This is a genomic window from Streptosporangium roseum DSM 43021 (genome assembly GCF_000024865.1).
Classification (GTDB): Bacteria; Actinomycetota; Actinomycetes; order Streptosporangiales; family Streptosporangiaceae; genus Streptosporangium; species Streptosporangium roseum.
The window spans coordinates 10,149,524-10,171,014 of sequence record NC_013595.1; the positions used below are offsets into that span (position 1 = coordinate 10,149,524).

Sequence of the window (21,491 nt, forward strand, 5' to 3'; positions counted from 1 at the left end):
CAGCTGAGAAGTGAGGTCTCCGGGGGCGAGCGGCAACTCGCCCCCGGAGCGGAAACCGCACGACCACGCCTGAACGGCGTGCCTTTGACGCGTACGTGCTTCCAGAGAAAGGAGAGCAGCTCATGCTGCTCCAACGCAAACCATCACGCTGGCGCGCCCTGGTCGGCTCGCTCACCGTCGCCGCGGCCTGTCTCACGGTGGGCACCCCCGCCGCCGCGTCCACAGCCGATCCCGCCCGGGAGGCGCGGGCCTTCGCCGACGCCTTCGTGCCCGCGCAGCTGGAGAAGCACCAGATCCCCGGCGCCGCGATCGCCGTGGTCTCCGGCGGTCGCCAGGTCTTCGCCCAGGGGTACGGCGTGGCCGATGTGGACACCGGGCGCCCCGTGGACGCCGAGCAGACCGTCTTCGCCCCCGCGTCGGTCGCCAAGCTGATCACCGCGACCGCCGTGATGCAGCTGGTCGAGAAGGGCCGCATCGACCTCGACGCCGACGTGAACGGCTATCTCACCGACTTCAAGATTGACAATGCCTATCCGGGCAAACCCGTCACCATGGCCCACCTGCTGACCCACACGGCCGGCTTCGCCGCCGGCGACTACGGCACGGGGGCGGCGAGCCCGCAGCAGGTGCACAGGCTGGGCGCCCATCTGGCCGACCACCAGCCGAGCAGGATCCGCCCGCCCGGCGAGCGGGCCGTGTACTCCAACTACGGCATGGGCCTGGCCGGCTACCTGGTCGAGCTACGGTCCGGCCTGCCCTTCCACAGTTACGTGCAGGAGAACATCCTGCGGCCTCTCGGCATGACGCACACGACCATGGCCCAGCCCGGACCCGAGCCCGTCGCCAGGGCTCTGGCCACCGGTTACCGGCTGCTGAACGGCCGCCAGGTCCGGGCCGAGGGGGCGAAGTACGGGCACATGCCGCCGCACGGCGCCGGTTTCCGCTCCAGCGCGACCGACATGGCCGCCTTCATGCGGGCCCAGCTGAACGGCGGCAGCCCGATCCTGAAGCCGGAGAGCGTCCATCTGATGCAGGGGCGCAGGTTCGCCAACGCCGAGGGCACCTCAGGCATGGGATACGGCTTCCAGGAGTACACCAGGAACGGCCTGCGCCTCGTCGTGCACCGGGGCAACATCCCCGGCTACTTCGCGATCATGGCGCTGATCCCCGAGCGCGGCCTCGGCCTCTACGCCTCCTACAACGGCAGCGGGAAGGGCGGCCCCGACTCCGCGTGGGATCTCGTGAACGCCTTCGCCGACAGGTTCGCCCCCTCCTCCCCGCCCGCTGCCGGCGCGTCGGGCACGTTGCCCGACGTCGCCAGGTTCGCCGGTACCTACCGGTCCGCCCAGGCGGCGGACACCGCCGACCTCGGCAAGCTCAGCGCGCTCATGAGCGCCGTGACCGTGACCGCGGGCCAGGACGGCATCCTGACGACCACGGGCGCGGTCGCGCTCGGGGCGGCCGAGTCCAGGCAGTGGGTGCAGATCTCGCCGGGACTCTTCCAGGAGAAGAACGGCTACCGGAAGATCCAGTTCACCGAGGACGGCCTGCTGGCCACCGAGAACCCCACGGGACCGCTGGAGCGCCTGGCCTGGTACCAGCTGCCCACCCTGCATCTCGGCGTGCTCGGCGTGAGCCTGGCCGTCCTGCTGCTGTCCGCGCTGGCCTGGCCCGTCGTGCTCGTCGTCAGGCGGGCGCGTCACCGGCCGGCCCACGGTCCGCGCCTGGCGGGGCTGCCGGGCTGGACCGCGGCGGTGCTCGTCACGGCATCCGCCGCCTCCCTCGCGGCGATGTTCGCCAACTTCGAGGGCAACCAGGCCGACTTCTTCCTCGGCGGCTCCCCGCTGCTGTCGGCCATCCGGACGCTGCCGGTGCTCGCGGCCCTCGCGACCACCGCCTCGCTGGCGGTCACCGTGCTCGCCTGGCTCAGGGGCTGGTGGGGCTGGGCGGGCAGGACCCACCACACGGCCATCGTGCTGGCCGCAGGCGCCTACCTCTCGGTGGCGCTCTCCTACAACCTGCTCGCCTGATCAGGCCGGAGCCCTTTCTTCCCGGTACGGCCGGCGTCACCCGGTACGGCTGGCTCCTCCCGGTACGGCCGGCGTCACCCGTACCGGGAAGAACGTTCCGGCCCCGCCGATACGGCCGGCCACGAAATGTGCACTGGCCGGGCAGATCACATCGGTGCCCGGTGTCACCGGCACGGCGGCGGATGTGTCGTTTCCGGCCGCGGTGGCCCGCGACGACGACAGGCAGGCCGGTACCAAGGTCACCGATCACGGCTGGTCATCTGCTCTCCGTGCTGACCGGCGACGAACGCGGCCAGGCCGAGAACCCCGCGGTGATGGCCGAAGGCAGCAAACTGGTCGCCCTCGCCTCGGTGTTCGGCGGCCTGGCCGCGATGGTCACCGTCTTCGTCGTGGCCGGCACCCTTAGGTCCGTAGGTAAGGACAGGCCGGCCGACCGAGCCGTGAGCGTGTGCTGAACTGTGCGGTATGGAATACCCCCGATTCTTCGACTGCCTCGCAGCCGACTTCGGCCGCCTGCGGGCCGTCGTGCCGACCGACCCCACCGCGGCGGTGCCGAGCTGTCCCGGCTGGACCGTAGCCGACCTGACCCGTCACATCGGCGAGGTGTACCTGCACAAGACTCTGGCCATGCGCGAGGGCGCCGAGCCCGACCCGTGGCCGCCGAGGGAGCTCGCGGACGAGGAGCCGTTCGCGCTGCTCGACCGGGCGTACGCCGAACTGCTCGACGAGTTCGGCGCCCGCAAGCCGGGGGATCCGGCCGGCTCCTGGTACACCCCGGATCAGACCGTCGGCTTCTGGATCCGGCGGATGGCGCAGGAGACGGTCATCCACCGCATCGACGCCGAGCTCGGCACCGGGCAGCCGGTCACGCCGGTCCCGGCGGACCTCGCCATCGACGGCATCGACGAGCTGCTCAAGGTCTTCGTGGCATACAGCGTCGCCGAGTGGGGCGACTACTTCACCGACATCCTGGCCGGCTCGCCGGGCCGGACGTACACGGTGCGGACCGACGGCGCGGCGTGGCGGGTGCGGACCGGCCCGGGGCTGTTCGCCGTCGAAGACGGCGCCGGCGACGACGCGGCCGACGTGACCGTGAGCGGCCCGCCGACAGCCGTGCTGCGCTGGGTGTGGAACCGGGAGGGTGCCGGCGAGCCGAGCGGCGTGACGGTCGAGGGCGTCCCTGAGGCGGTCGAGGAGCTGCGCCGCTGCATCGTCACCGCGACACAGTGAGGCCGGTCAGCCGACACAGCGTGCCGAGCGATCCGGCCGCCTGCCCCTTGCCCAACTCGGCAGTCCTATCCGCACACGGCTCAAGCGGATGCAGTATCGCCCAGGCCTCCTGGACGCCTTCGTAGCTCACACCAGCCTGCTCACCCACCCGACGCCGTGACACCCTTCCGGCACACATTTCATGGAGGGCTCCGCCCGTCCTGCGAGTGAACCGCCCTGATCTGCGTTGATCGCCCAGCCGGGCGCCCGTCGATCGTCCAGCCCCGCTGGTCTCACGGAATGGATGCTGTTGGTGATCTTCGATGTCATTCTGGGGTCTGGGCGGCCAGCCGTCGGCAGAGTTGTTGGAACGGGCTGATCGGACGTGGCGGTCGGTCGGGGATGATGCCGGGGGTGTAGCAGTCGGCGAGGCGGATGACGTTGGTGCCGGCCGCGGTCAGGACGTGCTGGACGTGGGTTTTGGCGAGGCCTTTGTAGCGGCAATTGCGTAGGCCGTGGGCGCGGGTGGTTTCGGAGACGGTGGCCTCGCAGCCGGCGCGCAGGGCGTAGCGGGCCTTCCAAGGTTCGGTGTGCTGGTCGGCGCGATTGCGGGTCTGGATCTGCTGCAGCGGCTCGGGCAGCAGGGTGAGGTGGCGACCCTTGCCGTTGGCGTCACCGGTGCAGGCCTGGCGGTCTGGGCAGGCCCGGCAGGCCGCGCGGGGGAACAGCACCGACAGGCGAGGCTTGCCATCGCCGAGGGTGGGTTTGAAGGGCGGGCTGGTCACCCCGCGCGGGCAGGTGACGGTGTGATCGTCCCAGTTGACGTGGAAGTCTTCCTTGGTGAACCCGTGGCGGCCTCGCGGGTCGGCTCGAACTGGCCCGATCAGAGCGACGCCCCACTGCTGGGCGGTGTGGTGGATGACGTCCGGGGTGACGTATCCGCTGTCGAGGAGATGCTCGGCCGGGGTCAAGCCGCTGGCGGCCAGGCCCGCGTGGATGTCGTCCACGGCATCGATGTCCTGGACCGGCGCCGGGCGGGTGAGGACGTGAACGATCACGTTGGGAACATTGTCGTCGCAGGTCTCGCTCTGATGATCCCGGTAGCCGACCCACTCAGCTTTCGTGGTCGTTTTTCCTTCCTTGCGGCAGTACCGGGCTTCGGGATCGTGCGGACTGACGATCTCGATCCCGGACCATGGCACCCGTGCCGGGTCCGGCTGTTGGCCGCTTTCCTCGCCGGATGACCGACGCGGCCGGCCGTGGCGGCTCTGCCGGTCCCGGCTGGACTTGGCGGCTCGCCAGGCCAGATCACCGTAGGAGTCTGTCCAGTACTGCTGCACCCATACCTGACGCAGTACCTGCACCCCCGGCAGATCCCGCAGCCGACGCGACGCCCCGGCCGCATGCACCGCCTCCAGGACCGTCATCCCGTCCTGGCCGATCTGCAGCACGTGCGCGGCCAGATCATCCTTGCCGCGCGGCAGCCGGTCATAGCGGACCGGCCGGCCATAGCGGCTGGCCCACTCCGGGGTGATCAGGGCGGCCAGCCAGGGTTCATCGGCGGCGGCGAGTTCCTCCAGCGCGACCCGCAGCGTCTCCCCGACCAACTCGACGCGGTTGAGCTTGCGGACCGCGGCCAGCACATGCGTGGAATCGGTCCGGACCCGGCCCCGCTGCTTGACCAGCCCCGCCTCGACCAGCCGTTGCACCATCACCGCCAGCAGTCGGTCCGCCCGATCGTCTTGGGCCATCCGATCTCGGAACTCCGAGAGCACAGAGTGGTCGAACCCCGGATCCGTCAGCTCCAGCCCGAGGCAGTACTTCCAGTCGATCCGGCATCGCACCGCCAGCGCCGCCTGCCGATCGGTCAGGTTCTCCGCGAACTGCAACACGCTGACCAGCGCCAACACCACCGGCGACAATCCACGCCGCCCATCAGCGGGAAACCAGCCGACGAAGTCCTTCTCGCCGAACACTCCCGCGAGCCGGTCCCGGATCCACATCGCCGGAGTTCCAGAAGGATTGGCCGCCCAGGCCGCACGGACCGTCTCCGCCGGGATCACCCGGCCGGTATCCCCGCCCATCGACACCCGTCCACCTCCATACAGTGACTACAGAGCGGTGCGGAGAGGTCACCTTTAGAGAACCACGAAGCCAACGGGAACACCAGACACAAGGAAGATCACCAACAGCATCCGGAATGTGTGCCGGAACCCGTGAAGCAGCACCACGTACGTGTCGGTCCGGACACCGATTGATGATCAACCGGCTTCGAGGTGCCGATGAGTATGAGCACCATGTCCCGGGACGTGAACGCGGCGGCTTCAGAGCGACTGACCAACTATGGTGACCGGCCATGAGATTCCTCATCGTCGGTGGCAGTGGTTTTCTCGGCGGCGAACTCGCTCGGCAGTGTCTGGTGGCCCGGCATGAGGTGGCTGCGACCTACCTGACCCGATCAGGCAAGACCGCAAGTGTTGAATGGTTGCCGCTCGATGTGCGCCGACGAGAGGACGTCGACGCGCTGATCAGCACATTTCGGCCAGAGGTGGTCATTAACGCTGCGTTCCGGCAGACAGATTGGGCGACCACGGCGATTGGAGCCGCGAACGTGGCGCTCGCCGCCTCTGCGGCAGGCGGGCGCCTGGTCCATGTGTCCAGCGACGCGGTCTTCTCCGGTGCCGCGATCCGCTATGACGAGACATGCGTCCCTGACCCGATCAGCCCGTACGGTGCGGCTAAAGCCGCTGCCGAGACAGCAGTGAACGCGATCGCACCAACCGCGGTGACAGCCCGGACATCTCTGATCATTGGTGACGGTGATTCTCCGCACGAGGCGCTGGTGCATTCACTGGCCACCGGCAGGGCGAGAGGAATGCTGTTCACCGACGACGTGCGATGTCCCGTGCATGTCGCCGATCTCGCTGCGGCGCTCCTCGAACTTGCCGTATCCGAGTATCACGGCATCCACCATGTCGCTGGGACCGACGCGGTAAGCCGATACGAGCTGGGGCTGCTCATCGCCCGACGTGATGGACTCGACGCGGACCGATTGCCCTCAGGCCGGCGAGCAGACACCAACATGCCCGGCCCGATAGATGTGCGCTTGGAGTGCGGCATGACTCAGCGGCGGCTCCGGACCAGGCTGCGTGGCGCGCGGCAGTTTCTGGGGTGAGGTTCACCGATGATCGCGACCTTCGCGAGGAGACCGGGCGCTCGATCCTGCCCGAAGAGTTCGGCAGGTCGTGGCCACCAGTTCGGACCACTGGCATCGGGCTGACGGCCGGTTGTGCTTCTCCTCCGGCTCCTTCTTCCTCCGCACCTGGGGACTGGAGGTCGGCACCTCCGGTATGGGAGATCTCGAACGGCCGATGACCAACCGCTTCCGCTGGTGTTTTCGTTGGAGCCGCGCTGCCAGGGCGAGTGGGGGCCGCAGAAGTAGACGGGCAGGTCGGCGGCCACCGTGAACTGGTGGTGCAGCGCCGTTTCCGCGCCCTGGTCCCAGGCGAGGGAGCGTTTGAGTTCGGTGGGCAGAGTGGCCATGGTGACGGTCAGGGCGTTCTGGACGGTCTCCGCGGTGCGGTCCTGGGGCAGGTGAACAAGCAGGACGTATCGGGATGCACGCTCCATCAGGGTGCCGATCTGGGACCTCTGGTTCCTGCCGATGATCAGGTCGCCTTCCCAGTGGCCGGGGACGGCCCGGCCTTCGTCCCTGGTGCAGGCTCAGAAACTTTACGTTGAGGTGTGCACATACGAACTGACCGCTCGATATCGCCTCGTCTCCACACCTTCCTTCACGAGGACGCACGCTGGCATGACCCGACGCCCGTGGACTGGATCGAACGGACCGCCTGCACCGTTGACCATGCCGGGATCGAGGCCGAGGCTCCCGCTGCAGCCGTTGAGGCGATGATTGCCTTCGAGCAGCGGTACGGCGGACTGTGGTGTCCGGCTTTGAAACCCAACGGGATGAAGTACGGGCTGGATGGCGATGCGAGGGTCCACTGGACGGCTCAGGGATGGGCGTTCTTCGGAATCATGGACGGTGACTGGACGGATAGCGTGGAGGTCCTGCTGGACGGCCGTACCGGGATGACCCTCGCCGGCAAGCCGCTCAGGATCCTCCACCGGAGTGTCGACCAGCGGCTTGAGGCGCACGCCCTGCTTCTGACCGTCCACCGCTGGCCGCATCTGACGCTGGAGCTGGCCATCCCGCGGGGAAAGATCCCGCCCCTGGTAGGCGCGGACCTTCCGCCCCGGGTCGATGAGGCCTCAGGGCCGACGGACCTGTGGTGGCTCGACGGAGCGTCCGCTGTGCACCTCTGCCTCAACAACTGGTGGACAAAGGATCATGGCATGTGGGTGGCCCGTTGCTTCAGCCAAGACGCCACAACCCTGAACCAGATCAAGGAGTCGTTGCTCAACGAGGTGGCCGAACTGCTGCAGCCGGGGGAGGTTTGGTGCTCACTGTGCGAGCGGCGCACCATTCCGGGCGGCCCGTGTTTCTGAACGCCATGGTCTTCGGATGTCGAAAGCTGATCGATTCCCAAACACGCACCCGGCCGCGGGCGAAGCCATCGGATCCACGACCCTGTTAGCACGGGTGTTAGCAAAAGGCCCCCACCGGGAACCGGTGAGGGCCTCTGACCTGGGAGCCGCCTTGGGGAATCGAACCCCAGACCCCTTCATTACGAGTGAAGTGCTCTGGCCGACTGAGCTAAGGCGGCGTGCCGTGCATGTTTCGCACGGCCTACGGCAGTCTACAGGCTCCCGAGGGCTTTCTGCGCCCCCGAATCAACCGATCTTGGGGCAGTGGACTCCGTCCTTGGGCACCGCCAGGTTGATCAGGTAGTCGTCGACCAGGCGGTCCACGCATGCCGAGCCGGTCAGGTACGCGGTGTGCCCGTCGCCGTCGAAGCCGACCAGCACCCCGGAGGAGAGCTGGTCGGCAAGGGCCTCGGCCCACTCGTACGGCGTGGCCGGGTCGCGTTCGGTGCCGACGACCATGATGGGGGCGGCACCGGGGGCGTCGACCTTCTCCTGGGACGTCGCCTTGGCCGGCCAGTAAACGCAGGGCAGCGACGACCACATGACAGAGGGGCCGAACAGCGGCGCGTCGCCGGCGGAGTCGCGGGCGGCCTCGGCGAGGGCGGCGGAGGTGGCGGGGAAGCGACCGTCGACGCAGTTGACGGCCATGTTGGCTTCCGTCTGGTTGGAGTACGTGCCGCCCTCACGGCGGTCGATCAGCAGGTCGGCCATGCGCAGGAGCGTGGTCCCGTCCCCCTTCGACGCCTCGTTGAGCGCCTGACGGAGGACCGGCCACGCATGCCGGTCGTAGAGGGGGGTGATCAGGCCAAGGGTGGTCCACGCCTCGCTGATCCGGCGGCCGTCGCCGCTCTTGTTGGCCAGGGGCTCCTGGTCCGTCCTGCGGAGCAGGGCCCCGAGCTCCTCACGGGCCGGTTTCACCGGGCCTTCGAAGGGACAGTCCGCGGCGGTGAAGCAGTCTTCGAGGAAGGCGTCGAGAGCGACCTCGAAGCCGCGGGCCTGGGTGGCGTTCAGCTCCAGCGGGGCGAGCGAGGAGTCCACCGCGCCGTCCAGGACGAGGGCGCGGACGCGGCCGGGGAAGAGGTCGGCGTAGACCGCGCCGAGCTGCGTGCCGTACGACTTGCCGAGGTAGGTGAGCCCCTTGTCCCCGAGGGCCGCGCGGAGCAGGTCCATGTCCCGTGCCGCGTCGGCCGTGCCGACGTGTGGCAGCAGCTTGCCCGAGCGGGACTGGCATCCGGCGGCGAACCGCCGCGAGCCCTCCTCCAGCGCGGCGACCTCGGCGGGCGAGTCGGGGGAGCCGTCGAGGCTGAGATAGGCGTCCAGCTCGCTCGACGACAGGCACCGGACGGGTGAGGACTCGCCGACCCCGCGCGGGTCGAATCCCACCACGTCGAACCGGGCCCGCACGGCCTCACTCAGCACCGAACGCGCGCTGCGCGCGTATCCGATCCCGGAGCCGCCGGGGCCGCCGGGGTTGACGAGGATGGAGCCGATCCGCTCTCCCGAGGCGGGGAGCCGGATCACGCTGATCTGGATCCGCTCGCCGTCGGGCCTGTCGTGGTCGAGCGGAACGCCCAGCTTGGCGCATTCGAACCCGTCACCGCAGCTCGTCCAGTCGAGCGCGGTGCCCGCCCGGTCGACACCGGTGCAGGCCGTCGCGGAGAGAACCAGCGCCACGAGGGCGGCGACCGTACGGCGGAATCTCACGCTGTGCCTTTCGGGGGGCGGCGGCAGATCGTATTCCGTGGGAATCCTACGCCCGCCTCCCCGAAATCCTCACCGAGGACGAATCCACTGATCCACGGCGGACTGGTCGATCGATCCGCCACCCCACCCGCCCGGCCGCAGGCATGACGGCCCTGGGCGGAGAGATGTCCGGGGATGCGCCGGGAGCTCTCCGAGAAGCGCCGAGGGCCCTCCGGGACCACGCGACCTCCCACTCCGAGGCCACCTCCCAACCAGGGAGACTTCTGACCTGGGGAACCGCCAACAATCACCCGGGGAACCGCTAAAGGGTCGCCAGGAAGTCGAGCAGGGCGGCGGTGAACTCCGCCGGACGCTCCAGCGGCGGCAGGTGGCCGGTCTCCGGGAACTCGACCCGGCGGGCCTTCCTGATCTCCCTCGCCAGCAGGTCCGACACCTCCAGGATCTCCGGCACGTCGGCCGTCCCGGTGACCACCAGGGTCGGCACCTCGATCTCGGCGAGCCGCCCCTTCGCCGGCGGCCACAGGTCACGCTCGCTGCCGTGCGGCCCGGTCCACGACCGCTCGTTCAGCAGGCGGTCCATCTTCAGCGCCAGCTCCCACACCTGGGGAGCGAGGTCGTCGCGGGTACGGCCGGGCCCGGCCACCAGGAACTCCGTCTCGGCCTCGGAGTACGCCTCCAGCTCCGCCGCGTCGACGGTCTCCACCTCGCCGGCGCGATAGCTCCGGAGCCGGTCGACCCCGATCACGCCGTGCACCCGCTCCCGGTACCGCGCCGGCATCGACGGCGGCCATTCGTACCCGGAGAGCCCGGGGGCGACCAGGGTGAGCGCGGTGACCCGCTCGGGCGCGGTGAGCGCGGCGTCCAGCGAGATCTTGCCGCCGTCCGAGCTGCCCACCAGGACGGCACGGTCCACCCCGAAGGCGTCCAGCAACGCCAGCAGGTCCTCGTGGTGGGCGAACTCGCCGGTCGCGTCACCGGATTCGCCGTACCCGCGCCAGTCATAGCGGATCACCCGATACCTCTCGGACAGCGTCCGGAACTGGTGATCCCACATCCGCCTGTCCGCGCAGCCGGCGTGCACCAGCACGACCGCCGGCCCGCTACCGGCCTCGTCAAAGCCGAACTCCGTGCCACCGATCCGGATCATCGCCATGCCCGTGCCCCCATGTCCGCCCGCTCCCGCACCCGGTCCTGACGCGGAGATACTTCACGATCCATCTCGCGAACCGCCAGGTCCGTCCGCCATGGGCGGAAAACGGCGTGCGTTCCCCGCGCCCGCCAGCGACAATTCCGGTCATGCAGATGAGTGTCGAAGACCCGGTCCGGCTCGGAGAGAGCAGGCTTCCCGACGGCCGGCTGCTGGGCTGGGCGGAGTGGGGGCCACAGGACGGCAGCCCGGTGCTGCTGTGCCCCGGTGCGGCCACGAGCCGGTGGCTGGGGTTCGGCACGGACGTCGTCGACGCTCTCGGAGTCCGTCTCGTGTCGGTGGACCGCCCGGGGCTGGGAGCCTCCGGCCCCGCGCCCGGCCGGACACTGGACGGCTGGGCGGATGACGTCCGCCACCTCACCGCGGCGCGCGGGTTGGAGGGCCTGACGGTCGTCGGGTTCTCCCAGGGAGCGCCCTACGCCCTCGCCTGCGCGGCGGCCGGCGTCGCGATAGGAGCGGCGATCGTCTCCGGCGGGGACGAGCTGGCCGCGCCGGAGTTCGCCGACGCCCTGGAGCCGGAGGTGCGCTTCCTGGTCGACTCCGTGGCGGCCGACCCGGCCCGCGCCGAGGCGTCCTTCGCCGGATTCGGCAGCCCCGATGCGCTCTGGGAAATGATCATCGCCGGGAGCCCCGACCTCGACCGCGAGGTCTACCTGCAGCCCTCGTTCGAACGGGCCTTCCGCCGCGCCATGGACGAGGCGTTCTCCCAGGGCCCGGCCGGATACGCCCGGGACACCGTTCTGGCCATGGGACGCTGGCCGTTCGACCCCGCGGGCATCACCGTGCCGGTCGACCTCTGGTACGGCCGGCAGGACACCAGCACGGTCCACTCCCCCGATCACGGCGCCACCCTGGCCGGCCGCATCCCGTCCGCGCGCCGCCATCTCGTGCCCGACGCCGGCGGCGCGCTGCTGTGGACCCATGCGGAGGAGATCCTGCGTACGCTGCTGCGGCACACGGCCGGAACGGCATCCGCCCTCTGAGCCGCGTACGCACACGGCTCAGACGGCTCAACCGATACCCATCGGCTGAGCCATGCTGAGCCGTACGACCGGGACCGGGATCGCGCCCGCCGGCTGCGCCGCCTACTCCTCCGGGGAGGCGTCGGCGGCCGTCGGCGCCTCGCCGTACATCGTGTCGTGCTGCTTGCGCGGGGAGCAGACCGAAGCGGAGGGGCAGGCGCAGCGCCGCCCGCCCTCGTCCAGCCGGACCGTCACCGAGTCCGAGGGGACGTTGCGCCCTACGACGGTCCCCGGGCCCTCGGGGGTGTCGACCTTGAGGCCGACGCGGGGCATCTTGCTGTTCGCGTTGACGTAGAGCGGGTGCTCGTATTTGAGGCAGCACATCAGCCGCCCGCACGCCCCCGCGATGCGCAGCGGGTTGACCGGCAGGTCCTGATCCTTGGCCATGCGCACGGAGACCGGCTCGAAGTCCTTGAGGAAGGTGGCGCAGCACAGGTCACGGCCGCAGGGGCCGATGCCGCCCTGCAGGCGGGCCTCGTCGCGGGGGCCGATCTGGCGCAGCTCCACCCGGGCGCGCAGGTTGCGGGCCAGGTCGCGGACGAGGGCGCGGAAGTCGACGCGGTGAGGGGCCGAGAAGTAGACGGTGTAGACGTTGTCGGAGTCGAGGTAGTCGACGCCGACGACCTTCATGGGCAGCTCGTGCCGCTTGATCAGGCGCTTGGAGACGCTGCGGGCCTCCGCGCGCCGCCGCTTGTTGCCCTCGTCGCGGGCCAGGTGCTCCTCATCCGCGATGCCCGCGCACAGCGGCAGGCCGCCGACCTCCTCGCTCGTCCACTGCGGCGCCCACACGCACTCGGCCACCTCCGGCCCGGCGTCGGTGGGCACGAGCACCCTGTCGCCGACCTTGGGACTGTGCTCGCCCGGATCGAGGTAGTACAGCCGGCCGTAACGGGTGAAGCTCACGGCCATGATCATGCTCATGTGGCTCCAAAGCTGCTGGGGGTACGGCTAAGCGCCCACGGAGCCACACTACGCGTCGCAGGCGTTCCCGTGGGTTCCCGCATCAGAGCAGCGGCCCTGTTCCCCGCGCGGAAGCCGGACACGGGCTCCCGCGCCGGCGCTCCGATGCGGAGGCCTGGGGCGTGGGCTCCCGCCCCAGGCACTCCGGCACCAGATGCTCCGGCGCCAGATACGGAAGCCGGCGAAGGTGGGCCGTGCCCCCGCATCGCCCTCAGCAGGAGGAGCTCACCTTCCCCTGCCCGTCAAGTGGCACTGCTCCCCGTCATCGGACCATGGAAGGTTGCTCTTGACGATCCCCCACAGGGAGGCGCGCTCAAGAAGGCAGGGCATGTCGACGACGTTGGCCACGCCGGGCAGCTCGTGCGCGGCCCGGGTCACGGCCAGGGAGTTCGCCCCTTCCCCTGTCCTGACCCGGAAGGACTCGGGCATGTCCTTCGGAACTATTGCGTTGATCAGCTGGGGATCATCCTGGTTCTGCTGCAGGAAGTTCTCCCAGGCCGTCTGCTGATCCTCGAAGGTGACGCTCTTCACCTCGGGCCGGGCCTCCAGCATCCGTACGAGGTTCTCCTTCTCCGTCTCGGTGATCTTCCCGCCCTCGCAGGAGGGGAAGGGATCCTTGTCCTTGCAGAGGAAGACCGAGACCTCGGCCCTCCCTCCGGGCGCTTCGCCGCTCATGGACATCGCGACGATGCTCTCCCCCTGCGACATCGGAGCAGCCGGGGAGGGTGTGACAAGCCGTACGACTCCGAAGGCCGTCGCGGCAGCGGCCAGGGCGACGGCGGTGACACGGAGAGGCACCCGGGACCGGCGGCGGGCCGGAGCGGTCAGCGGGCGGACGTCAACGGCGGTCATGGCGGCGGCCGACAGGGCCTCGCGCAGGCGGTTCTCGGTGGCGTTCAAGATTCCTCCCCAAGCTTGCGGGCGAGGGCTGCCAGCCCGCGCGCGATGGTGGACCGGGCCGTGCCGGCACCGATCCCCATGGTCTCGGCGATCTCCAGGTCGGACAGGTCGAGGTAGTAGCGGAGCGTCAGCGCCTCGCGCTGCCGCCCCGGTAGCGCGCGCAGGGCCACCAGTACCTCGCGGCGCTCCTCGCCGAGCAGTGCGGCGTGTTCGGCGGACCAGACGGGCGGCTCGTACGGCACGGCCCGCCGGAACGCCACCGCCCGGCGCCGCAGCACGGAACGGGAGCCGTTGAGCACCGCCGAGCGGATGTAGGTCAGCGCGCGCCGGGGATCGCGCAGGCGGTGCCGTCCCGCGTGCGTGCGGGTGAACGCCTCCTGCACCACATCCTCGGCCGTGGCCTGGTCCCCCACCATGAGCAGCGCCAGCCGCACCAGCCCGAGGTGGTGGTCGGCGAACAACGCCGCGACGTCGACGCGGTCCCTGGCCAGGGGCTCTCCATGGGAGAGCATCTCGATTTCGGGATCTGGGGTGGTCCCCGACAATGACATGGTCACGTAACAGAGACGCCGGGCCGGGCCGCCCGCTGCTCCACCCGGCCCACGAGTTTCACACGAGCTCGGCGAAGGACTTCTCCCACCGTTCCACGATCATGGAGATGTCGTAGCGCCTGGCCGTCTCCAGCGCGTTGACCGCCATCCGGTGACGGCCCTCCTCGTCGTCGATCATCTTGAGCAGCCCGCCGGCCAGGGCGTCCACGTCGTCGGGCGGGACCAGCACCCCGTCGTGACCGGGGGTGATGATCTCGCGAGGTCCTCGGGGACAGTCGAAGCTGACCACCGGCACCCCGCACGCGAACGCCTCGATGATGGTCATGCCGAAGCCCTCGAACCGGGAGCTGACCGCGTGGATGGATGCCTTTGCCAGCTCGCCCTCGATGTCGCCGGTCGGGCCCATGAACGTGACGTTGTTGTGCAGGCGCAGCTTGACGGCCAGCTTGACCAGCTTGTCGCTGATCCGGCCCTCGCCGTAGATCCGCAGTTTCCAGTCCGGGCGCTCCCGGACCACCTGGGCGAACGCCTTCAGCAGCCGGTCGTACCCCTTGACCGGCACCAGCCGCCCGGCGGCCAGCACGATCCTGTTGTCCTGCCTGGAGCGGGGGCGCGGCCCTCCGGCCAGCCCGTTGCCGATGGTGTAGACCCGCGTCCGCGCCCCGTCGAGCATGGTCCGGTAGTCCTGCTCGTCGGCCTCGGTGAGGGTGACGATCGCGTCCAGCTTCGGGTACCACTGCCGGATCTCCTCGAAGATGCCGGGCTGGTGGGCCTCGAAGTGCAGGTGTTCCTGGGCGATCGTGACGACCCGCCTGCGGGCGAAGCGGGCGGCCATGATGTTCAGCCCGGCGCGGGTGGTGATCAGCACGTCGGTGCGGAGCCGCCGCAGCTCGCGCCGGAGCACGTCGTCGCTCCAGGCGCTGAAGGAGGCGTAGGCGCGCTCCTCGGGGTGGATCAGCTCGCTCGGCTGCTCGCCCAGCCGCTCCGCCTTTTTCGTGTACGGCCAGCGGACCCTGGCCCCCTCCCGCAGGTCCACCAGCGAACGCAGCCTGACCTTGGATCCCAGCGGCAGGAAGGGCAGGTCGGTGTGCTGGAAGACGCTGATCACCTCGACGTCGTGCCGCTCGGCCATCTCGGTGGCGAGGTCGAAGGTGGCCCGGATCGTCCCCCCCATGCCGTAGGCGTTGAGGATCAGGAAGGAGATCTTCATGAGGTCTCCTCCTCGAAGGTGAGCGCGACGGCGAGGCTGTCGGTGTCGGTGTAGTACGGCCGGACCCTCACCTGTCCCACGCGCTGGGCGGGGAAACGTACTTTGGTCTTCTTGTCGGTGATGTCGTCAAGACGGGCCGCCAGCGGCAGCCGTACCCCGGCGACCTCGGCGTGGAGGTCCCAGAAGACCCGCCGCCTCACCTGCGTCCGGGCCATCGGCTCGATCTGGAGGACCCCTTCGAAGCGGCGCCCCCGGAAGAGCGCCGCACCGCTCACCGGCTCCGGGCCCTTCCTGGCCACGGCCACGAGACTGGCCGCCCCCTCGATCGGCTCGCCGTACGCGATCACGCCGTCGATCTCGATCACGCCGTCGTCGGAGACCACGGCGGTCACCTCGACGTACGGTTCGACGTCGCGGACGGTCAGCGCGAGGGTGCCGAGGGAGGTCCGGAACGCCCGGATCTCCCGGTCGCGAGGCGTCTCGGCGTAGGCGAGCAGCCCGTCCATCGAGAATCCCGGATCGTCGGTGGCGAGGGGCTCGTCCCGGTGCGACACCGTCCAGATGCCGGGCCGCAGCCCGGCGAGATCGGTGCCCTCGCGCTCCTCCCCTGTCTCCACGTGCCGTAGAACGATCTTCCCGTCCACCGGCTCCGGCCATTCGATCCTCAGCACGTCGTGGTTGTCCACCCGGCTGGTGACAGCTCGCCTGACCCCCGGCGCCATCACCTCTTGACGTGCTTCGATGCTCCTCAAAAGTCCCCCGGTCTTCCTGCTCATCCCCGTAGAGCAGGACACTGTCCGATAGATTTATAACGAATGCATGGAAATTCGCTGGGAATTCTAACGATCCACACTCATCCTTTGAGTGGCATTAGCTGCGATTGGTTCCATTAACGGGAAAAAAGCGGATGAGAGTAGCCGGGTCATGACGGCCCGCATCTCCTCGCCGGCCGATTCCCAGACCCCGCGCGTCACCGGCCTTCCCCGCGCGTCACCGGCCTCCGGGGAACCGGTGAGCACCCGGCAGCGGCCCGAGCCGACCACCCGGACTCCGCTCCTCGCTCGGCGACGAGGCGCTCACCCGAGGCGTCACCGCCGGGGAGCCGACCGTCTCAGCGGGCTCCGGGCTCCCCCGGTCCCCTGTCCCGGCCCGCATGACCGGGAGACGCGGACATGACCCGGGGACGCGGAGACACCGCCGGGCTACCCGGGAACACCGGTCGGATCAGAGTCGGGGCCGGTGCAGCGAGATGGTCATCGCCTCGACGGCCATCTGCGGGTTGACGTTGGCGGCCAGCCGCTCGCGGCAGCGCATGATCGCGTCGATCCTGCGCAGCGTGTCCTCCGGGCCGGAGGAACGGGCCAGGCCTTCCAGGTCGGCCCGGCGGTCCTCGTTGGCCAGCTCCACGTGCGCGCCGAACTGCATGGCCAGCACGTCGCGGTAGAACGCCACCAGGTCGAGCAGTGCCGCGTCGATGACGTCACGCTGGGTCCGGGTGGCCCGGGACTTCTGGAGCTTCTCCAGATCCTTGATCGCCCCTGCCCCACCCCGGATCAGGCCCTTGTTCAGCCCTTTCCCCGAGGAGCCCTCGCCGTAGATCTTGCGGAGCTCGGCGGTCTCCCCCTCGTCCAACGCCGAGGAGACCGCGTCGGCCTCCTTCTTGGCGGTGTCCACCAACCGCTCCGCAGCGATGACGCACTCCCCGACCCCGATGAGCGAGCGGGGGATGGAGAGCACGGCCTCGCGGCGCGCGCGCATCTCCGGGTCCAGCGCCAGCCGCCGCGCCCGCGCCAGATGCCCCTGGGTGGCCCGCGCGACGAACTCCGCCATGTCCGGCGGAATGTTGTCGCGGGTCACCAGTGCGTGGGCGACCGCCGCCGTGGGCGGGGTGACCAGGGTGACCACCCGGCAGCGCGACCGGATGGTGATGACCAGGTCCGCGGGCGAGGGCGTGCAGAGCAGCCAGACCGTCTTGGGCGGCGGCTCCTCGATCGCCTTCAGCAGCGCGTTGGAGGCGCGCTCCGGCATCCGGTCGGCGCCCTCGAACAGAACGACCCTCCAGCGCCCCAGCGTCGGAGCCCCGGCCGCCCGGAGGATGAGCTGACGGGTCTCCTTGATGCCGTAGGAGAGACCCTCGGTGCGGACGACCTCCAGGTCCGGGTGGGAGCCGATCGCCACCTGATGGCACATGTCGCAGTGGCCACACCCCTGGTCGGGGCAGAACAGCGCGGCCGCGAACGCCCGTGCCGCCTCCTCCCGGCCGGACCCGGGCGGCCCGGTGAACAGCCACGCGTGGGTCATCCCCGCGCCGGAGCCTCCGGCCAGCATCTCGGCGGCCCCTTCGGCGGCCCGGCGGAGCGCCACCGCAGCCCGCTCCTGCCCCACAAGGTCATCGAAGACTCCCACGCCCTCAACCTACCGCCGGTGTCAGTCGCGGATGACGGGGATGGTCCCGGTGGCGTCCTCCGACTCCTCCGGCACCGGGTCGGGCAGCACCTCGCGGACCCGGTCATGGATGAGCAGGGAGATCTGCTCCTGGGCGAGGGTCCCGTCGACGACCAGGTAGCGTTCCGGGGCGGCGGCGGCCAGCGAGCGGAACTCGCGGCGCACCCGCTCGTGGAACTCCAGCGGCTCGGACTCGATCCGGTCGGCGGCCCCGCCCAGCCGGGTCAGGCCGACGGACGGCGGGGTGTCGATGAGCACGGTCAGGTCGGGGACGAGCCCGCCGGTGGCCCAGGCGTTGATCCTGGCCACGTCGCCGGGCTCCAGGGCCCGCCCGGCCCCTTGGTAGGCCAGCGAGGAGTCCACGTAGCGGTCGGAGATCACCATCGACCCCCGGTAGAGCGCCGGACGGATGACCTTCTCCACGTGCTCGGCCCGGTCGGCCGCGTACAGCAGCGCCTCCGACCGCGCCGACAGCCCCTGGTGGACGGCGTCCAGCAGGATGGCGCGCAGCCGCATGCCCACCTTGGTCGAGCCCGGCTCCCGGGTCTGCACGACGTCGAAGCCCTGGTCCCGGAGCCAGATCGCGAGCAACCTGGACTGCGTGGTCTTGCCCGAGCCCTCGCCGCCCTCGAACGCGATGAACATCCCGCGTGGCTGCTCGGTCTCCTCGGGCGCGAACCGCTCGCCGCGCGCCGCCGCGACCAGGTCGGAGACGATCGGCACGCCCTTGCGGTCGTCCATGTGCCGCAGCGCGAGGAGACCGACGATCACCGCGAGCAGCGCGCCGATCAGCAGCACCAGGTTGGAGCCGTCGAACCGGTAGACCGTCTCCCCGCCGAGCCTGACCTCGTGCCTGCCGAACAGGCCCGCCAGCGTCGGCGCGACCGCGACCACCAGCAGCAGGGTGACCCGGGCGAGCGACTGCAGGAAGGAGAACGTACGGCCCCGCAGGTTGTCCTCCACCTCCAGCCCGATCATGGTGTAGCCGATGATCCAGGCGATCCCGGCGCACGCCCCCAGCACCACGGTGAGCATGACGACGATCACCAGGTTGTGGATGAGCGCGATCGCGGCGAGCACCACCCCGGCCACGACGATCGACAGCCCGAACAGCCGCCGCCGGGACAGCTCCCGCAGCAGCCTGGGCCCGAAGAACATGCCGGAGGCCATGCCGACGAAGACCGCGCCGAACACCACGCCGTAGGCCGCGTCGCCACCCTGCAACGCCACCACGTAGATCTTGGCCACACCGACCACCGTGCCGCCGGCGGCGAACGCGCCGAGCATGCCGATGACCAGGCCCCGGATCAGCCGGTTGCCGCCGACGAAGCGCCAGCCGTCGATGATCTGCCGCAGCACCGACGGCGTGGAGATCGCGGTGGCCGTCGCGCCGGTCTTCGAGATGTCCTTGAGCGTGAAGATGATGAAGGCCGACACCAGGTACGCGATGGCGTTGATGAACAGCGCCAGGTAGGTGTCACGGTCGGCGAAGTACGGGACGAACCTGCCCAGGGCGTCGTCGGCCACCGACAGCACGGCGAACAGGAGCGCGGCGACCGGGGCGGTGCCGTACGTGACCAGGAGGTTGAGCTGGTTGGCCTCCTCCAGCCGCTCCTTGGGCACCAGGTTCGGCACCGTGGCGTCCTTGGCGGGGACCCAGAAGAGGTTGACGCACTCGACCAGGAATGTGGCGATGATCACCCACTGGTAGCTGCCGATCAGCGGGATCGACAGGACCAGCGCGAAGCGCAGCAGGTCGGAGAAGAACATGGTCAGCCGGCGGTCGAACCGGTCGGCGAACGCGCCCGCGAGGGGGCCCAGCAGGATGGCCGGGAGCATCTTCGCGACGAAGACGCCGCCGATGGCCAGGCTCTGGGCCTTGTATCCGGCTCCGCTGGTGAGGTTTCCGGCAAGCGCGGTCAACGCGATGATGTTCAGCCAGTCTCCGAGGCTGCACAGCGACATGGCCGTCCAGAGCTTGCGGAACGGAGCGTTGGCCAGCACGTTGGGGGGCTTGCGGCGCGCGGTGTTCCGGCCAGGGGTGGTCATGGTGTCAGCGTATCCAGGTGCTCGCTGGGCTGGGGAAAACATGAGCCCGACAGATATGCCCGGCTGCTTATCGCATGAGGGTAATACGTGCGGTCTGTCCCCCGCAGGTGGCATTCGCGAAAATCCCCCGCAGGCGGCGCCCGCGGGGAGAAGTCCTCGTCACCCGCCTGCCTGTGCCCCCTCCCTCGCTACGCCCCCTCGCCGCGAAGCTCCAGAAGGGTGATCTCGGGGGGAGCCCCGACCCGGACGGGCGGCCCCCAGAAACCGGCGCCCCGGGTGACGTAGACCTGGGTGCCGTCCACCTCGCCGAGACCGGAGACGACCGGCTGCTGCAGCGGGACGACCAGGTTGAAGGGGACCATCTGCCCGCCGTGCGTGTGGCCGGAGAGCTGCAGGTCGACGCCGTGCGCGGCGGCCTGATGCGCCTGGACCGGCTGGTGGGCGAGGAGGACCGTGGACCGGGAACGGTCGCGGCCGCCGAGCGCCCGCTCGAAGTCGGGACCGTCTCCGGCGGGGCCTCCCGCGACGTCGTTGACCCCCGCGAGGTCCAGCACGGCACCCCCGTGGGCGATCTCGACGCGCTCGTTCTGGAGCGGGCGGACACCGAGGTGGCGGAGCTCCTCGATCCACTCCCCGGGACCGTTGGCGGTGTAGTACTCGTGGTTGCCGGTGACGAAGTAGGTGCCGTAACGGGATTCGAGACCCCTCAACGGCCTGGCCACCGTGCCGAGCTGGGCCACCGTGCCGTCGACCAGGTCCCCGACGATGGCGACCACGTCGGCCTCCAGCGAGTTGACCATGCGGACGATGCGCTCGGCGTGCGCCGTGCCGGTGAGCGGGCCGAGGTGGATGTCGCTGACGACGGCGAACCGCAGGCCGCTGAGACGCGGGTCCAGCTTGGGCAGCGCGACCCGGACCGACTCGATCACCGGGTCGCCGAGGGCGGTCCTGACGCCGTTCCCGACCGTGGCCAGCGCCCCCACCCCGGCGACGGCGGCGGCCGTACGGGCGATGAAAAGCCTGCGGCCGATCGCCTCCGGCCCGGCTCCGGCCGGGCTGCCGGCCCCATCCCCGGGACCGGCCGCCGGCGGCGCCGGCGCGGCGAGGGCGGCGGGCGGATCCTCGACGGACAGCCGGGTGGCGCCCCGGGAGGGGGCGTCTCCGGTAGCGGCGTCACCGGACACCGACACGGGCTCGGGCACGGGCTCGGACACCGACACGGGCTCGGGCAGCGACACGGGCTCGGGCGGCGGGGCGGTCAGGGCGGCGCGGGTCCGGCGACGCTCGGAACGGCGCAGCACCAGCAGGGCCAGGGCGCGGGGGATCTCCAGCAGCACCAGGAAGACCGCCAGGTAGAACATCACCGCGATCCAGAAGAACCCCGGCCAGGCCAGGAAGTGCCCCCACTCGCTCCGGGAGCCGACGAGCGTCACCGGGACGAGCACGGCGAGACCGGCCAGGATCCAGGTCAGCACCCGGCGGGTCCGGCCCTCGGCCGTGGTGGCACGGATCAGACGGCGCCAGAGGTAGTAGTGGACCAGCGCCACGACCCCCACGATCAGCGACACGAAGCCCACGACCGTCACCGCCACCTCTCCCACGCCCGCCCGCCGTACCCGGCGCGTTCCGAAGAACGCCCGGGACGGCGGATGCGTT

Annotated in this window: 17 protein-coding genes, 1 tRNA gene and 1 pseudogene; 6 read left to right on the plus strand and 13 right to left on the minus strand. The window is 70.2% G+C overall.

Annotated features, from left to right (window positions below; genetic code table 11):
• Positions 1-122 precede the first annotated feature (122 nt).
• From SROS_RS44435 to SROS_RS44445, 3 genes are all read left to right on the plus strand, one after another.
• Positions 123-2,030, plus strand: a complete 1,908-nt coding sequence (locus SROS_RS44435) for a serine hydrolase domain-containing protein (RefSeq protein ID WP_012895549.1) — start codon at positions 123-125, stop codon at positions 2,028-2,030.
• 269 nt (positions 2,031-2,299) lie between these two features.
• A complete protein-coding gene (locus tag SROS_RS44440; protein WP_012895550.1) occupies positions 2,300-2,485 on the plus strand; it encodes a hypothetical protein in 186 nt (61 codons plus the stop codon).
• 10 nt (positions 2,486-2,495) lie between these two features.
• Positions 2,496-3,260, plus strand: a complete 765-nt coding sequence (locus tag SROS_RS44445; protein ID WP_012895551.1) for a maleylpyruvate isomerase family mycothiol-dependent enzyme — start codon at positions 2,496-2,498, stop codon at positions 3,258-3,260.
• 305 nt (positions 3,261-3,565) lie between these two features.
• Here SROS_RS44445 and SROS_RS44450 read toward each other — a convergent pair whose 3' ends face one another.
• Positions 3,566-5,323, minus strand: a complete 1,758-nt coding sequence (locus tag SROS_RS44450; protein WP_012890197.1) for an IS1182 family transposase — start codon at positions 5,321-5,323, stop codon at positions 3,566-3,568.
• A 272-nt stretch (positions 5,324-5,595) separates the two neighbouring features.
• Between SROS_RS44450 and SROS_RS44455 the strand changes: the two genes are divergently transcribed.
• Entirely contained in the window at positions 5,596-6,414 is an 819-nt protein-coding gene (locus tag SROS_RS44455; RefSeq protein WP_012895553.1) for a sugar nucleotide-binding protein, read from the plus strand.
• 209 nt (positions 6,415-6,623) lie between these two features.
• On the opposite strand, the pseudogene SROS_RS48460 reads toward SROS_RS44455, so the two are convergent.
• Positions 6,624-6,947: pseudogene (locus SROS_RS48460) on the minus strand (IS30 family transposase); the annotation flags it as partial.
• Positions 6,948-7,067: 120 nt separating this feature from the next.
• Here SROS_RS48460 and SROS_RS44460 point away from each other — a divergent pair.
• Positions 7,068-7,748, plus strand: a complete 681-nt coding sequence (locus SROS_RS44460; RefSeq protein WP_043654241.1) for a hypothetical protein — start codon at positions 7,068-7,070, stop codon at positions 7,746-7,748.
• Between the two features lie 144 nt (positions 7,749-7,892).
• Here SROS_RS44460 and SROS_RS44465 read toward each other — a convergent pair.
• The 3 genes from SROS_RS44465 to SROS_RS44475 all read right to left on the minus strand — a co-directional run bounded on the left by SROS_RS44465 (position 7,893) and on the right by SROS_RS44475 (position 10,644).
• Positions 7,893-7,966: transfer RNA gene (locus SROS_RS44465), tRNA-Thr, on the minus strand.
• 67 nt (positions 7,967-8,033) lie between these two features.
• Entirely contained in the window at positions 8,034-9,491 is a 1,458-nt protein-coding gene (locus SROS_RS44470; RefSeq protein WP_012895555.1) for an alpha/beta hydrolase, read from the minus strand.
• Positions 9,492-9,792: 301 nt separating this feature from the next.
• The gene (locus SROS_RS44475; RefSeq protein ID WP_012895556.1) at positions 9,793-10,644 is read right to left on the minus strand and encodes an alpha/beta fold hydrolase; all 852 of its coding nucleotides are present in this window, start codon (positions 10,642-10,644) and stop codon (positions 9,793-9,795) included.
• 149 nt (positions 10,645-10,793) lie between these two features.
• Here SROS_RS44475 and SROS_RS44480 point away from each other — a divergent pair, with 149 nt between their 5' ends.
• Complete coding sequence (locus tag SROS_RS44480; RefSeq protein WP_245564514.1) at positions 10,794-11,681, plus strand: alpha/beta fold hydrolase; 888 nt, start codon at positions 10,794-10,796, stop codon at positions 11,679-11,681.
• Positions 11,682-11,783: 102 nt separating this feature from the next.
• Here SROS_RS44480 and SROS_RS44485 read toward each other — a convergent pair whose 3' ends face one another.
• From SROS_RS44485 to SROS_RS44520, 8 genes are all read right to left on the minus strand, one after another.
• A complete protein-coding gene (locus SROS_RS44485; RefSeq protein WP_245564802.1) occupies positions 11,784-12,629 on the minus strand; it encodes a PSP1 domain-containing protein in 846 nt (281 codons plus the stop codon).
• A 276-nt stretch (positions 12,630-12,905) separates the two neighbouring features.
• Positions 12,906-13,580, minus strand: a complete 675-nt coding sequence (locus SROS_RS44490) for a permease-like cell division protein FtsX (protein ID WP_012895559.1) — start codon at positions 13,578-13,580, stop codon at positions 12,906-12,908.
• The gene (locus SROS_RS44495; RefSeq protein ID WP_043654243.1) at positions 13,577-14,092 is read right to left on the minus strand and encodes a SigE family RNA polymerase sigma factor; all 516 of its coding nucleotides are present in this window, start codon (positions 14,090-14,092) and stop codon (positions 13,577-13,579) included. The genes SROS_RS44490 and SROS_RS44495 overlap by 4 nt, the downstream gene beginning before the upstream one ends.
• Positions 14,093-14,189: 97 nt before the next feature.
• A complete protein-coding gene (locus tag SROS_RS44500) occupies positions 14,190-15,341 on the minus strand; it encodes a glycosyltransferase family 4 protein (RefSeq protein WP_012895561.1) in 1,152 nt (383 codons plus the stop codon).
• Positions 15,338-16,063: a hypothetical protein gene (locus tag SROS_RS44505; protein ID WP_012895562.1), complete on the minus strand. Its 726-nt coding sequence runs from the start codon at positions 16,061-16,063 to the stop codon at positions 15,338-15,340. Before SROS_RS44505 ends, SROS_RS44500 begins: the two co-directional genes overlap by 4 nt.
• A gap of 502 nt (positions 16,064-16,565) precedes the next feature.
• A complete protein-coding gene (locus SROS_RS44510) occupies positions 16,566-17,747 on the minus strand; it encodes a DNA polymerase III subunit delta' (protein ID WP_012895564.1) in 1,182 nt (393 codons plus the stop codon).
• Positions 17,748-17,768: 21 nt separating this feature from the next.
• A complete protein-coding gene (gene tmk / locus SROS_RS44515; protein ID WP_012895565.1) occupies positions 17,769-19,835 on the minus strand; it encodes a dTMP kinase in 2,067 nt (688 codons plus the stop codon).
• A gap of 188 nt (positions 19,836-20,023) precedes the next feature.
• Positions 20,024-21,436 carry a metallophosphoesterase gene (locus tag SROS_RS44520; protein ID WP_245564516.1) on the minus strand — a complete coding sequence of 471 codons (1,413 nt, stop codon included), beginning with the start codon at positions 21,434-21,436 and terminating at the stop codon, positions 20,024-20,026.
• Positions 21,437-21,491 lie beyond the last annotated feature (55 nt).

Excerpts from the sequence above, each read along its gene's own strand:
- SROS_RS44495 (WP_043654243.1), bottom strand. The coding sequence starts at position 14,092 with ATGCTCTCCCATGGAGAGCCCCTGGCCAGGGACCGCGTCGACGTCGCG.
- SROS_RS44505 (WP_012895562.1), bottom strand. The coding sequence starts at position 16,063 with ATGGCGCCGGGGGTCAGGCGAGCTGTCACCAGCCGGGTGGACAACCAC.
- SROS_RS44435 (WP_012895549.1), top strand. The coding sequence starts at position 123 with ATGCTGCTCCAACGCAAACCATCACGCTGGCGCGCCCTGGTCGGCTCG.
- SROS_RS44475 (WP_012895556.1), bottom strand. The coding sequence starts at position 10,644 with ATGGCGATGATCCGGATCGGTGGCACGGAGTTCGGCTTTGACGAGGCC.
- tmk (WP_012895565.1), bottom strand. The coding sequence starts at position 19,835 with ATGACCACCCCTGGCCGGAACACCGCGCGCCGCAAGCCCCCCAACGTG.
- SROS_RS44485 (WP_245564802.1), bottom strand. The coding sequence starts at position 12,629 with ATGGCCGTGAGCTTCACCCGTTACGGCCGGCTGTACTACCTCGATCCG.
- SROS_RS44500 (WP_012895561.1), bottom strand. The coding sequence starts at position 15,341 with ATGAAGATCTCCTTCCTGATCCTCAACGCCTACGGCATGGGGGGGACG.
- SROS_RS44455 (WP_012895553.1), top strand. The coding sequence starts at position 5,596 with ATGAGATTCCTCATCGTCGGTGGCAGTGGTTTTCTCGGCGGCGAACTC.
- SROS_RS44445 (WP_012895551.1), top strand. The coding sequence starts at position 2,496 with ATGGAATACCCCCGATTCTTCGACTGCCTCGCAGCCGACTTCGGCCGC.
- SROS_RS44450 (WP_012890197.1), bottom strand. The coding sequence starts at position 5,323 with ATGGGCGGGGATACCGGCCGGGTGATCCCGGCGGAGACGGTCCGTGCG.
- SROS_RS44480 (WP_245564514.1), top strand. The coding sequence starts at position 10,794 with ATGAGTGTCGAAGACCCGGTCCGGCTCGGAGAGAGCAGGCTTCCCGAC.